10 protein-coding genes are annotated in these 12,837 nt (G+C 69.6%); 7 read left to right on the top strand and 3 right to left on the bottom strand.

The window, feature by feature from the left end:
* Positions 1 to 75: 75 nt before the first annotated feature.
* The 3 genes from DESTE_RS06210 (at position 76) to DESTE_RS06220 (ending at position 5,729) form a co-directional block, all read left to right on the top strand.
* Positions 76 to 1,032, top strand: coding sequence for a histidine racemase CntK family protein (locus DESTE_RS06210; protein ID WP_245590755.1), 957 nt, complete (start codon positions 76 to 78; stop codon positions 1,030 to 1,032).
* A gap of 297 nt (positions 1,033 to 1,329) precedes the next feature.
* Positions 1,330 to 4,389, top strand: a complete 3,060-nt coding sequence (locus DESTE_RS06215; protein WP_035066101.1) for a hypothetical protein — start codon at positions 1,330 to 1,332, stop codon at positions 4,387 to 4,389.
* 335 nt (positions 4,390 to 4,724) lie between these two features.
* The gene (locus DESTE_RS06220; RefSeq protein WP_035066104.1) at positions 4,725 to 5,729 is read left to right on the top strand and encodes a quinone oxidoreductase family protein; all 1,005 of its coding nucleotides are present in this window, start codon (positions 4,725 to 4,727) and stop codon (positions 5,727 to 5,729) included.
* A gap of 31 nt (positions 5,730 to 5,760) precedes the next feature.
* Here the strand turns inward: DESTE_RS06220 and DESTE_RS06225 are convergent, their stop codons facing one another.
* The 3 genes from DESTE_RS06225 to DESTE_RS06235 form a co-directional block, all read right to left on the bottom strand.
* Positions 5,761 to 6,576 carry a C-GCAxxG-C-C family protein gene (locus DESTE_RS06225; RefSeq protein ID WP_051384346.1) on the bottom strand — a complete coding sequence of 272 codons (816 nt, stop codon included), beginning with the start codon at positions 6,574 to 6,576 and terminating at the stop codon, positions 5,761 to 5,763.
* A 132-nt stretch (positions 6,577 to 6,708) separates the two neighbouring features.
* Positions 6,709 to 7,230: a rhodanese-like domain-containing protein gene (locus tag DESTE_RS06230; protein WP_035066107.1), complete on the bottom strand. Its 522-nt coding sequence runs from the start codon at positions 7,228 to 7,230 to the stop codon at positions 6,709 to 6,711.
* 70 nt (positions 7,231 to 7,300) lie between these two features.
* Complete coding sequence (locus tag DESTE_RS06235; RefSeq protein WP_245590756.1) at positions 7,301 to 7,813, bottom strand: MauE/DoxX family redox-associated membrane protein; 513 nt, start codon at positions 7,811 to 7,813, stop codon at positions 7,301 to 7,303.
* Between the two features lie 178 nt (positions 7,814 to 7,991).
* Here DESTE_RS06235 and cbiD point away from each other — a divergent pair, with 178 nt between their 5' ends.
* Genes cbiD through cobM form a run of 4 tightly spaced genes read left to right on the top strand, consistent with a single transcriptional unit; the run spans position 7,992 to position 12,829 of the window.
* Positions 7,992 to 9,476, top strand: coding sequence for a cobalt-precorrin-5B (C(1))-methyltransferase CbiD (cbiD, locus tag DESTE_RS06240; protein ID WP_084559379.1), 1,485 nt, complete (start codon positions 7,992 to 7,994; stop codon positions 9,474 to 9,476).
* Entirely contained in the window at positions 9,473 to 10,936 is a 1,464-nt protein-coding gene (locus DESTE_RS06245) for a bifunctional cobalt-precorrin-7 (C(5))-methyltransferase/cobalt-precorrin-6B (C(15))-methyltransferase (RefSeq protein WP_035066110.1), read from the top strand. Before cbiD ends, DESTE_RS06245 begins: the two co-directional genes overlap by 4 nt.
* Entirely contained in the window at positions 10,933 to 11,961 is a 1,029-nt protein-coding gene (locus tag DESTE_RS17155; protein WP_051384348.1) for a substrate-binding periplasmic protein, read from the top strand. The genes DESTE_RS06245 and DESTE_RS17155 overlap by 4 nt, the downstream gene beginning before the upstream one ends.
* Complete coding sequence (gene cobM, locus DESTE_RS06255) at positions 11,942 to 12,829, top strand: precorrin-4 C(11)-methyltransferase (protein ID WP_425411684.1); 888 nt, start codon at positions 11,942 to 11,944, stop codon at positions 12,827 to 12,829. The genes DESTE_RS17155 and cobM overlap by 20 nt, the downstream gene beginning before the upstream one ends.
* The last annotated feature ends 8 nt before the right edge of the window (positions 12,830 to 12,837 follow it).

Raw genomic sequence — 12,837 nt, forward strand, 5'->3', positions numbered from 1 at the left:
CCGGAATTTCGACAGCGTTTTCGCCCCGGCAGTCACCCTGCACCCGCAGGGCGGCGACCGCTTGACACGACAAGATTGTTCATTCAACCCATCCTCGTCATGCACCACCAGAGCGCCCTGCGCTTTCACAAGTTCAGCCCCGGCGGCAACACCACCATCCTCGTCACCGATCCGGTGCCCGCGCCCCTGCGCGCCGCCGTGGCGGCGGAACTGATGGGCGAGCATCACGTGCACGCGGAACAGGTGGGCTTTGTCACGCTGGCGGGCGTGTGCCCGCGCATAGACATGATGGGCGGCGAATTCTGCGGCAACGCGTGCCGCTCGCTGGCCGCGCTGCTGGCGCTGAAACATGTGCTGCACTCCGGTCCCGGCGGGCTCATGTCTGGCGTAATCGCCAGTTCCGGCGTATCCGGCCCCCTGCCGGTGCGGGTGGTGCACACCCCCCATGGCCCGGACGCCGCCGTGCGCATGCCCCTGCCGTCTTCCGGCAGCCCCGGCGCATCCGCTCTCCCGGACACGGCGGAAAAACCGGGCGCGGGCACGGATCGTCCAACCCCGGACGATACGACGTTCCAGTTTGTCCAGCCGCTGGCCGAGGGGCTGAAACTGGTGCGCCTGCCGGGCATCACCCATCTGCTGCTGGACGCCTCCGTGCACCCCTTTCCCGCCGATTGGCAGCCCCAGGCCCGTGCGCTCATTGCCCGCCATGGCCTTGATGACGAACCGGCAGCCGGGTGCATCTGGCACCACGGCCCGCTGGCCACCCCTTCCATCACTCCGGTGGTCCGGGTGCGCGACACGGGCAGCATCCTCCTCGAATCCGCCTGCGGTTCCGGCTCGCTGGCCTATGGCCTGCACCGGGCCGCCATGGCAGATGGCGAAATCGCGCTGGCGGTGCGCCAGCCCAGCGGCGCCGCCATCCGCGTTTCGGTCAACCGCCGCGACGGCCTGACGCCAGAGGCCTGGATAGGCGGCACGGTACGACACGTGGCCAGCGGCACCGCCTACCTGTACGGGGAGCCGCACGCATAGCCCCGGCGACGTGCCCCAGGGCGCCCCAGTCGTGACCCAGTCGTGACCAGTCGTGCCCCAGTCGTGCCAGCCGCACCCGCCCGCCCCGCTCCGCACGGCTTTTCCTGCATCAACGGTGCATTGCCGTGCGTCACCCCCGTGCCCCGATTGACGGCGTCGTAACCTTTCCGTAACAATGCATGCACGGGAACCTCCCGAAATCACGGAAGCTCGCCCCATCGTTTCCGGCACCGCCAGACCGCGCCTGCCGGAGGTACCGCAACCTTCACGGACGCACGGCGTCACTGCGACATATCCATGGCATTTCGCTCGCTTTTCTTCGACCAGCAGGACCACGAGCTGCTGCTCATGGTCAACAAGGTGCTGGAGAAGACCCGCACCCCCAGCCCCTTCGTGCGCAAGCTGTTCGATGCCAGCCTGCACCCGCACGGCATCAAGGAACTTTCCGTCTCGCGCGAACTGCGCGTGGCCTACGCGGTGATCAACCTGCTGGACTCGCTGGAGGCGGGGCTGGCGGAAGACCGCCTGCTGGCCTTGCAGACCCTGCGCGACGAGGTGCTGTACAGCGCGCAGACGGGCCTGCGCCGCAACACGGCGCGCGTGCTCATCCAGATCATGAAGGATCTCGTGCGCGCCCACGGCGACACCTGCCGCCAGCTCAAGCTGGCGCACGACTTCCGCCGCGCCGCATCGGGCAAGCCGCGCATCGTGCGCGCCCTGCTGGCCCAGTACCACCTGCTGGAAATGCCGGAAGAGTGGAACCAACTGGCCTTCGACAACCACGTGCACGACGCCAACACCAAGGGCCGCAAGAACCCCACGCACCTGATCATGGACGCGTGGATCAAGGGCATTCGGCACCTCACGGTGATCTACTACAACTTCGTGGAGTCCGCCGCCGCGCGCGAACTGATGCAGGCCGCCGACATCATGGGGGTTTCCGTCCGCATCGGGGTGGAATTCCGGGTACCCGTGCGCCACAAGTACGCGGAACTCATCTGGGTGCCGCGCGGCTTTTCCGACGCGCAGGGCTTCCTGTCCTTTCTGGCGGAAACGCCCACCCAGCACCTGATGCAGGAAGGCCGCAAGGCCTCGCAGTACCTCGCGGAATATGTGCTGCAGATATTGCGGCGCTACAACGAGCGCCACCGCCGCGCCATCAACGAGGAATTCGGCCTGACCCTGGAACCGCTGCACCGCGACGAGTTCCTGGCCTTCGTGGGCACCGGGCAGCCCTCGCTGCTGCATCTGGCGGAATTCATCCACAAGCGGCTGGTGCCCGCCCTGCAGGGACGCGTCGAGGAACTGCGCGACGAATGGGCCATCGGCACCCAGCCGGATCGCGACGCCATAGAAGCCCTGGTCCGGCGCCTGGACAGCCTGGATGCCGAGACCGTGCACGACCTGTGGCTGGCCCCGGACTGCAACCCGGACATTCCCTCGCCCTTCGTGCCCCACGAAGGGGCCGACGTGCCCGACATTTTGCGCACCCCGCCCCGCGCGCTGCTGGACTGGCTGACCAGCCTGCACAGCGGCTACCGCATCACCCTGAACCTCTCGGAACTTACCGTGGCCGACGTGCTCGAGCTGCTGTGGGACTGCGAGGGGCTGATCACCCACCTCGAACTGTTCAACCTCAAGGACTGGGCGGAAGGCGACGAGGCCCACGTGGCCAACATCCGCGCCATCAACGAACTGCAGCTGGCCATCAACAGCGGCAGCGCCCCCCGGCTGAAGCGGCTTATCCGCGCGCTGATCCGCGACTACGCGGAATCCGGCGTGGAAGACGCCTGCGAACGCTGCGAAAAATTCCGCCGCATCCTGCGCAACATCCCCCGGTTGCAGGCGTTCTACAAGTCGGTGCAGCTGAAATCGCGCATCGGCAGCGATTCCACCAGCCGCTCGCACCGGGTACACGGCATGGGGCTGGTGTTCCGCGAAACCCTGCCCCCGCGCGCCCAGAAGCAGATCGACGACCCGCGCGACACCATGCGCCAGATCATCCCCGTGCACACCGAGGTGTACCTGCGCGAAAGCATGCTGGAACGGCGCACCCCGGTGCTGCCCAGTTCCACGCTGGTCGGCCTGATACGGCGGCTGCCCGGCTGTTCGCGGTTCGGCTTTCGCCGGTCGCGCGAATGGGTGGTGCGCACCGACACCTCGCGCGTCACCCCGCGCGGCAACATCGCCACCCTGGGGGGCTTTGCGCGCAGCGGCGGCAACGGCCTTTCGCTGCACGTGCGCGGCGGAGCGGTGTGCAAGCGCTGGATGGGCATGCGCTACCTGAACACCGGCGTATCCAACGCGCTGAAGGTACTGGCCGGGTTCATTCCCGCCGTGCTCTCGTTCATGCAGACCCAGGACAGCCTGCTCACCGCCATGCTGTGGACCACCATCTGGTTCGGCATCACCGGGGTGCGCAACGTCATCCAGGCCGTGACGGGCGGCGGCGGAGTGAGCCGGTCGCCCCTGCTGCGCTGGAACGACTACGTAAGCTGGAGCCGCATAAGCGATTCGCTGCTGTTCACCGGCATTTCCGTGCCGCTGCTGGAAAACGTCATCCGCGTGCTGCTGCTGGAACAGGGGTTCGGACTGACGGTGAGCAACAACCCTGCCCTGGTCTATGCCGTCATCTCCGCGGCCAACGGGGCCTACATCGCCGCGCACAACATCTACCGGGGGCTGCCCAAGGAGGCGGTGCTCGGCAACATCTTCCGCAGCGTGCTGGCCATCCCCACCTCCGTGCTCTACGGCGAACTGCTGGTGGAACTGCTGGTGCTGATGCACATGCCCAACCCCACCATGCTCATCCAGCCCTATGCGGCGGTCATCTCCAAGATGGCGTCCGACACCATCGCCGGGGCCGTGGAGGGCTACGCCGACCGCAACAACAACATGCGCATCCGCCGCTGGGACTACGAAAGCAAGCTGTACCAGCTGTTCGACACCTTCTCGAAGCTGGAACTGCTGTTCCCCGAAGAAGACGTGCTGGAACTGCTCTCGCAGCCCAAGCAGCTCATCCGCGCCGTGGAGGCAGAGGCAGAGGACCTGGAGCGGACCATCATCATCAACGCCCTGGACCTGATGTACTTCTGGATGTACCAGCCACGTGCGCGCAACGTGCTTTCGTTGCTGGTGCGCGAGATGTCGCCGGAAGAAAAGGCCATCCTGGCCCGCTCGCAGATGGTGCTGACCCGCGAGCGCGAGGTGAGCCAGCTGTTCGTGGACGGCATCGTGGGCAAGAACTTCTCCAAGCCGCTGGCCTTTTTCCTGGACCGCAACGTGGAATACCTGACGGCCATGTCGCGGCTTACCGGCGTGGACACGGTGGGCAACCGGGTGGCTTCCCCCGTGTAGCCGCCCCCCTTGCCCGGCTTGCGCTTTCGTGCCATACAGGCCGCGCGAGCCGCGGCTTGTCCGCCTTTGCTCGCCCCACTGGCCCCGCTTCGGCGGGGCTTTCCTTTCCGGGGGGGCCGGACCGTGCCCCGTGCCCGGCGAGCCACCGTCATTCGCCGCCTCCCGCCATTCTCCCGCCTGCCTCTCGCCTGCCTCCCGCCAGTCCCGCTCCTTCCCGCCTGCCGCCCGTTTCCGCCAGGGAACCCGGTTACTTTTCCGGACCTTCTTGTGCGAACCCCCAAGCTGCCCTACCATACAGGACAAACACCCACCTCTGCCCCACGCGGGAGGCACCCATGTCCGCATCGACCGAAACATCCAAGGCCATCTTCTTTCACGAAACCGGCGGGCCGGAAGTGCTGCGCTGGCAAGACCACACCCCCGGCACGCCCGGCCCCGGCGAGGCGCTGGTGCGCCACGGGGCCGTGGGCCTCAATTTCATCGACGTGTACCACCGCACCGGGCTGTACCCGCTGCCCGTGCTGCCAGCCATCCCCGGCATGGAGGGTGCGGGCACCGTGGAGGCCGTGGGCGACGGCGTGACCGAGGCGACCGGGGTGAAGCCCGGCGACCGGGTGGCCTACGCGGGCAATCCCGTGGGGGCCTACGCCGAGCGCCGCCTGATTCCCGCCCACCGGCTGGTGGCGCTGCCCGACGACATCGACTTCGTCACGGCTGCGGGCATGATGCTGCGCGGCATGACCGCGCGCTACCTGCTGTACGGCTGCTACCCGGTTACGGAAGGCGCCACCATGCTGGTGCATGCGGCGGCGGGGGGCGTGGGGTCGCTGATAGTGCCGTGGGCGCGGCATCTGGGGGCCACGGTCATCGGCACGGCGGGCGACGAGGCCAAGGCCGATCGCGCGCGGGCCAACGGCTGCCAGCACGTGATCCTGTACCGGCAGGAGGACGTGGCGGCCAGGGTGCGCGAACTCACCGACGGGCGCGGCGTGGACGTGGTGTACGATTCGGTGGGGCAGGCCACGTTCATGGCCTCGCTGGACTGCCTGCGCCCCATGGGCACCATGGTCTCGTTCGGGCAGTCGTCCGGCAGCGTGGAGCCGTTCAATCCCGGCCTGCTGGCGGCCAAGGGCTCGCTGTTTCTCACCCGTCCCAGCCTGATGCACTACACGGCGAAACGCGACGACCTGCTGGCCCACGCCCGCGACCTGTTCGACGTGGTGCGCGCGGGCATCGTGCAGGTGCAGGTGAACCAGACCTTCCCGCTGGCGCAGGCCGCGGACGCGCACCGCGCGCTGGAATCGCGCCGGACCACCGGGTCCACGGTACTGCTGGTGTAGGGAACGGAAGAAGAGGCGCAATCCCGCCGGGTCAGCCCCGGCGGCGGAAGGGCAGGCGCAGCAGCGCCCGCAGGCGGTTGCGCCACAGGGTCAGGGCGGTGTCCGCCGGAAGGGACAGCGCCCCGTCACTGGGGCGTACACCCTCGGCCAGCAGTGCGCGGGCGGCCAGCACGGCCCCCTTGCCGGTCAGGCTGCGGCATTGGGCAAAGTGGGCCGCCTTGTCGTTGCGCACATGGCGGATGAGCACCCGGCAGCAGGTGGCCCCGCAGTCGGCGCGAAAGGCATCATGCATTCTCCGGGCCAGGGCGCGACCTTGTGCGCCCCCCGCGCCGCGCTCCGGCCTGCCCCGGAACAGCCCCACGGCGGCCACGGCACCGCTCAGCGCGCCGCAGGTGCACCCCGCGCCGCCCATGCCCTGGCAGAACGGCGTGCCCAGCGCGGCGGCCTGGTCCGGGGAAAGGGGACCGCCCAGCGCTTCGGCCACGGCATGCAGGACGGCCTCTGCACACAACAGCTGGCGGGTATCGAACAGGTTCTCGGCCCGGCGACGAATGGCTTCGACTACCGGATCGGACAAGACGGGATCGGCCTGAACGAAATCAGGCAGGACCAAATCAGACAGGGCGGGAGCAGACAGGGCGGGCTCGGGCACTTCGCCATCCGGCAGGGGGGACGTGATGCCGCGCGCACCGTCACCGGGCGAGGCGCAGCCACCGGACCCGCCATCGCCGCACGAAACACCACCGCAGCCTCCATCCCCGCTGCCGCAGGCAAGCTCGCACGCGTCCGGACAATCGGCGCGTGACGCGCCATCCGCGTCGGTATGGGGGGGAATGCCTGCCGTCATGCGTGTCCTGCCGTGCATCGTCAACGAACCAGATGGAGACGCGCGGAAAATCCGCCTGCGCCCGGGCCGGGGGAACCGGCCGGAAAAGGAAGAGGCGGGGCGCCGCATGGTGCGCCGCCCCGCCGGAATCGGCTAGTTGATGGTCTTCACGGGGTACTGGGCTTCCTTCCAGGCCACGATGCCGCCGGGCAGGCGGTACACCTTGTTGTAGCCCAGCTTCTTGGCCCACACCGCGCCGTTATGCGAACGGGTGCACTTCACGAAGCCGCAGTAGAACACCAGCGGGCGGTCCTTGTCCGGGCCGAGCAGCTTTTCGAAGTCCTGCTCGCTCTTGTCGCCGGTTTCGGTCATCTTCCATTCCGGCATGTCCGGGATGGGGAACAGGAACTGCACCGCATTGGGAATGTGGTTCTTCTTGTACGAGTCCTCGAAGGGCATGGTATCCACGATGAGCATGTCCTTGCCCTCGTCCTGCCACTTCTTCAGCTCCGCCACGGTAAGCAGCTCGTAGCCGCCCTTGACGGTGTCACGCGCCAGCTTCACGGCCTTGGCTTCCAGATCCACCTCGGACGGCCCGGCAAACGGATTGTTGCACCCGGCAAGGCCAAGCGCGGCAAGCAGCACCAACGGGGCAACCAGCTTCTTCATGGACATCGCAACCTCCTCAAGAGTTTATGGAACGAAACATTTTACCCGCCCGTCTTCACACCATGCCACCGGGCCTTCAGGCCATGCGGCGGCGCGGCCGGCGCAATCGGCGCCACGCATACAGGTAGGCCACACCGGCCAGCAGCGCGATGTCGCGCACGAACGCCCCGCGCAGGGCCGAACCGTCTTCCACCCCTTCCGGCAATTCGCCGGGCGCAAAACAGCCGCAATCGCCAATGGACAGCCCCGTGGCCAGCGCGTATCCCAGCACGCCGAGAAACAGCAGACACATGGCGGCGATGGCCGTCAGGCTGCCACGCACGGCGAACAGCAGACCCACCCCGGCGACAACCTCGGCCAGGGGCAGCAGCAGCGCCACCGGCCCCACGGTCCACACCGGCAGTATCCCGTAATGATGGATGATTTCGGCAAAGCCGCGCACATCTGCCAGCTTGGCACCGCCCGCCGCCACGAAGACCAGCGCCAAGGCCACGCGCACCACGCGCTGGCACCACACGCCGGACAGCAGGCGCAGCAGGGGGCTGTCGCTCGGGCCGGAAGCCCCAGGCCCGTCAGAGATGCCGGGCAAACCCGCACCACCGGACGGGACGGAAACGCCGCCCGTTACCGGCCCGGCGCACCCGCCTTCCCCACTGCTGCGTGACGAGGCGTTTCCTGATAGCATCTTCCGGTGCTTACAGAGCAACGCCCCCGCGTCAAATAGATTGTTCCAATATGCAAATATGAAAAGTATTTACACGGACAATATGCCGCCCGACACCTCCGGCGTATCCGGCACGCCCGGCGATCCGCCTGTCGACGCACCTGTCGACGCGCCTGTCGACGCGCCTGTCGACGCACGGCCGCAGGGCGCGGAACTGCGTGAGGGCTTCACCACCGGTTCCGCCCTGACCGCCGCGGCCATCGCCGCGTTGCGCCTGTTGTTGCGCGGCGAAAGCCCCGTCGGGGTGGCCGTTCCGCTGCCGCCGTTCTCCGCCGACGACCGTGAAGACAGGCAAAGCGGGAACAGCGGGGGCGATGCCGCCCCGGCTGGCTGGCTGGACGTGCCCGTAGAGAAGGTGGCGCGTTGTGATGGAGGGGGCGCGGACGCCCGCGCGGCACTGGGCGTGGTGATCAAGGATGGCGGCGACGACCCGGACGCCACCCACCGGGCGCGCATCGAGGCGCTGGTGGAGTGCGCCCCCGCAGGCATGGCCCTGCCGAAACCGGAGGCCGGTCACGTCCTGTCGGACGTCGATGCAGGGCTGACCGGATACGGCCCGCCCAATCTGCCCGATCTGCCCGATCTGCCCGACATGCCCGACATGCCCGATCTGCTCCTGCCGCGTCCCGGTTGCGATGCATCCCCCGGCACACCGGCCATTTCCCCGCCGCAGGCTGCGCATTCGCCCGCCGCCGGTCCCCGGCACGGCGGGGTTACCGTGCTGCTGCGCGGCGGTACGGGCGTGGGCCGGGTGACCCTGCCCGGCCTGCCCGTGGCCGTGGGCGAACCGGCCATCAACCCCGAACCGCGCAGGCAACTGGCCTTCGCCGTGCACCGCGAATGCGCGGCGGCGGGCTGGCGCGGCACGGTGCGCGTCACCGCGCGGGTGCCAGAGGGCCAGCGCATTGCCCGGCACACCCTGAACCCGCGCCTGGGCATCGTGGGCGGTATTTCCATTCTGGGCACGCGGGGCACGGTGCGCCCCTACAGCCATGACGCATGGCAGGCCGCCGTGGCCCAGGGACTGGACGTGGCCCGCGCCGCCGGGCTGACCGACATCTGCCTGTCCACCGGGCGCCGCAGCGAAACCCTGCTCATGCGCACCTACCCTGCCCTGCCGCCGCTGGCCTTCGTGCAGGCGGCGGACTTCGCGGCCTTCTCGCTGGCCGCCGCCGCGCAGCGCGGCTTTGCCCGCGTTGCCTGGGGCTGCTTTTTCGGCAAACTGGTCAAGCTGGCGCAGGGACTGCCGCACACCCACGCCCACACTGCCCCGCTGGACCTGCCCCTGCTGGCCCAGTGGTCCGCCAAGGCGGGCGCGCAGTCGGAAACCTGTGCGGCGGTGGCTGCCGCCAACACCGCCGGGCAGGCTCTTGAACTGCTGCTGGCCGACCCGGTCCACCCCGCCGTGCTCCGCGCCGTGGCCGAGCGTGCCCGCGATGCCGCCCACGGCTGGACAGGCGGGGCGGAAAGCGTCACGGTGACGGTGCATCTTTTTCACATGGACGGCAGATGTCTGGTGACGGCATGACCCACGCAACGCCCCCCCACGCCACTTCCCATGCCGGGCAGGCCGACGCCGCGCCTGCCGCGAGGCATCCCGTCACCGTCATCGGTTGCGGGCTGCGCGGCTCTCCCCTGCCGCCCGGCCATGCAGCCGCCCTGGCGCAGGCCCAGGTGCTGGCGGGTGGGGCACGCCTGCTGGAATCCTTTCCGGAACATCCCGGCCAGCGCATCGTCATCGGCGCGGCGCTGGATGCGGCACTGCACGCCATGGACGCGTGCCGGGCGCGCGGGCTGCGGGTGGCCGTACTGGCCGACGGCGACCCGCTGTTCTTCGGCATCGGCGCGCGACTGGCGAACCATTTCGGCCCCGACGCGCTACGGGTGCTGCCCGCCGCATCCTGTCTGCAACAGGCCGCCGCCCGGCTGGCCCTGCCCTGGCAGGACGCACGCTGCGTATCCCTGCATGGCCGCAACGACTACCGCCCCCTTGCGTCAGCCCTGCGCCTTGCCCTGCACCGGGGCGATCCGGTCTGCGTGCTGACCGACGGCCACAACACGCCGGGGGCCATCGCCCGCTTCCTGATCGAGCGCGGGGTGACCGGCCTGCGGCTGCATGCCTTTGCCGACATGGGCAGCCCCGACGAACGCCACGCAACCCTTGCCCTGCCCTGCGACGGAAGCGGCACGGATGCCCGTGCCGCCGGAGCGGGGGAACGCGGAGAACCGGATCGACGAGACATGCCGGACGAATTGGCCCAACTGGACGCATTGGGCGGCAACTGTACTGTGCTGCTGGTGCCCCGCGCCGCCCCCGCCCGTTCTCTCCGCCCCGGTTCCCCGCAGGACACGAGCGGATACGCCACACTGCCCGTGCTGGGCATCCCCGACACCGATTTCGCCGTGCAGGCCCGACTGATCACCAAATGGCCGGTGCGCGCCGCCGGGCTTGCCGCCCTGCGCATCGCCCCCGGCGATACCGTGTGGGACCTGGGCGCGGGCAGCGGGGCCGTTTCCGTGGAGGCCGCAGCCCTGGCCCGCGACGGGCTGGTGGTGGCCGTGGAACGCGACCCGGCCCGCGTGGCCCTGATCGAACAGAACCGCCGCCGCTTCCGGGCCCCCAACCTGCAGGTGATCCACGCCGCGCTGCCGGACTGTCTGGACGACCTGCCCGATCCGGACCGGGTGTTCATAGGCGGCGGCCTGGGGGGAGAAAGACCGGAGGGCGGCGACCACTCGCCGCAGGCGGACCCGCTGCTGGATGCCGTGTGCCGCCGCCTGCCCCCCGGCGGTCGGCTGGTGGTGCATTGCGTGCTGCTGGGCACGCTGGAACGGGTGCGCGCCGCGCTGGTCCGGCACGGCTGGCCCGCCGAAGTTGCCTGCATCCAGGCCAGCGAGGCGGTTCCCCTGCTGGGCGACCTGCGCCTTGCGGCCCTGAACCCCGTCTTCATCGTGGCGGCCACCCGGCCCGGAGGTGACGCAGCATGACCCGGCGCCCCTTCCCTTCCCGTTCCGGCGGCAACACGGCGCAGCCCAGCCTGCGGCCAGTCCCCCCAATCCCCCCTGCCCTGCCGGTCCTGCCGGTCCTGCCAGCCCTGCCAGCCCTGCCAGCCCTGTCGGTCTCGCCACGTCTGCCCGCTCTGCCAACCCTGCTGCTGGCCCTGTTCATGCTGTTCATGCTGCTCATGCTGCTCATGCTGCCCGTGCCGGGAACAAACCGGGCGCAGGCCGCCGAAATCACCGTTTCCGGCGGCACGCCCGGCACGGCTGCCGCCAAGGGCGCCACCGCGCCATTGCGGGTGTTCATCCTGGACCAGCCGCCATGGAGCTACCTGCACGAGGGCCAGCCGTACGGCGCCGCCGTGGACGTGGCCCGCGCCGTGCTGCACCGCCTGGGGCGCGCCGTGGAGTTCGTGGTCACGCCCTTCAACCGAGGGCTCTCGCTGGTCCGTCAGGGCAAGCTGGACGCGGCTCTCGCCGTCTACCGCACCCCTGAGCGGGAACAGTACCTGCACTACACCACCGTGCCCCTGTACGACGAGGACGTCATCCTCATGGTGCACCCGGACGACAGGCATCTGGCCGCCGACACCAGCGGCACCGCGCGCGATGCCGTCCTGTACGGCGACAAGCCCGTGGCCCTGGCCCTGGGCTACAGCTACGGCCCCACGCTGGACGCCATCATCGCCCGCAAGGGGCTGATCCGTACCAGTTCCTTCTATTCGTTGCAGGAAGGAGTACAGGCCGTGCTGCGCCGCGAGGCGGCTGCCGTGCCCGGCACGGAACCCACCCTGCGCGCGCTGCTGCACCGCCTTGCCCCCGGCAGCGTGCCGGTGCTGCTGCGCCCACCCTACGACTACATTTCCGCGTACATGGCGTTTGCCCCGACCAACGCCAACGCCCTGCTGGCTGCGGATTTCGACGCCACGCTGGGGCGGATGCGCGCCAGCGGCGAATACACACGCATTCTGGACGAAGCCGACAGGACCCTGCATGCCCATCAAGGACAGTGATCATTCAGGCGGCGCAGCCGCCATGTCTCCTTCCGGCTCCCGCGCCGATTCATCCGCGCCAGCCTCCGCCAGCGCGGGGCATGTGTGGTTCGTGGGGGCTGGCCCCGGCGATCCGGAACTGCTCACCCTGAAGGCCCGGCGGATCATCGCCGAGGCCGACCTGGTGCTCTATGCGGGCTCGCTGGTGCCCCCGCAGGTGGTGGCCTGCGCCCGGTCCGACGCGCGGGTGATCGATTCCGCGCCGCTCACGCTGGAACAGACCCACGCCCTGCTGCGCGAAACGGCCCTGGCGGGCGGCACCGCCGCGCGGGTGCACACCGGCGATCCCTCGCTGTACGGCACCGTGCGCGAGCAGATGCGCCTGCTGCACGCGGAGGGCATCGCCTGCTCGGTGGTGCCGGGGGTGACGGCGGCCTTCGCCGCCGCTGCCGCCGCCGGGGTGTCGTTCACCGCGCCGGAGGTTACCCAGTCGCTGGTCATCACCCGACTGGAAGGACGCACCCCGGTGCCCGACGCGGAACAGCTGCGCGAACTGGCGCGCCATGGCAGCGCCATGGCGGTGTACCTTTCCGCCGCCGCCCCGGAACGCCTGCAAGAGGAGCTGGCGGCGGCGGGCGTGGCCCCGCTTACCCCGGTGCTGGCGGCCCACCGGGTGGGCTGGCCGGACGAGGCGCTGGCCTGGACCACGGCGGGCGAACTGGCAGAAACCGTGCGCACGCGCGGTTTTTCACGCCAGACGGTGTTCCTGGTGCTGCCCGGCGAGGCGGCGGGCGAAACCGCATCGCGCCTGTACGCGGCGGACTTCGCCCACGGCTGGCGCGACATCCCCCCCACGCATGAAGGCGGCGGCCGACATTCGGACGATTGAGCCCTCCC

Source organism: Nitratidesulfovibrio termitidis HI1 (genome assembly GCF_000504305.1).
GTDB lineage: Bacteria > Desulfobacterota > Desulfovibrionia > Desulfovibrionales > Desulfovibrionaceae > Cupidesulfovibrio > Cupidesulfovibrio termitidis.

Bases quoted from the DNA above. Each gene is read 5' to 3' on its own strand.
- DESTE_RS06215 (WP_035066101.1), top strand. From the start codon at position 1,330: ATGGCATTTCGCTCGCTTTTCTTCGACCAGCAGGACCACGAGCTGCTG.
- DESTE_RS06220 (WP_035066104.1), top strand. From the start codon at position 4,725: ATGTCCGCATCGACCGAAACATCCAAGGCCATCTTCTTTCACGAAACC.
- DESTE_RS06225 (WP_051384346.1), bottom strand. From the start codon at position 6,576: ATGACGGCAGGCATTCCCCCCCATACCGACGCGGATGGCGCGTCACGC.
- DESTE_RS06230 (WP_035066107.1), bottom strand. From the start codon at position 7,230: ATGTCCATGAAGAAGCTGGTTGCCCCGTTGGTGCTGCTTGCCGCGCTT.
- cbiD (WP_084559379.1), top strand. From the start codon at position 7,992: ATGCCGCCCGACACCTCCGGCGTATCCGGCACGCCCGGCGATCCGCCT.
- DESTE_RS06245 (WP_035066110.1), top strand. From the start codon at position 9,473: ATGACCCACGCAACGCCCCCCCACGCCACTTCCCATGCCGGGCAGGCC.
- DESTE_RS17155 (WP_051384348.1), top strand. From the start codon at position 10,933: ATGACCCGGCGCCCCTTCCCTTCCCGTTCCGGCGGCAACACGGCGCAG.
- cobM (WP_425411684.1), top strand. From the start codon at position 11,942: ATGCCCATCAAGGACAGTGATCATTCAGGCGGCGCAGCCGCCATGTCT.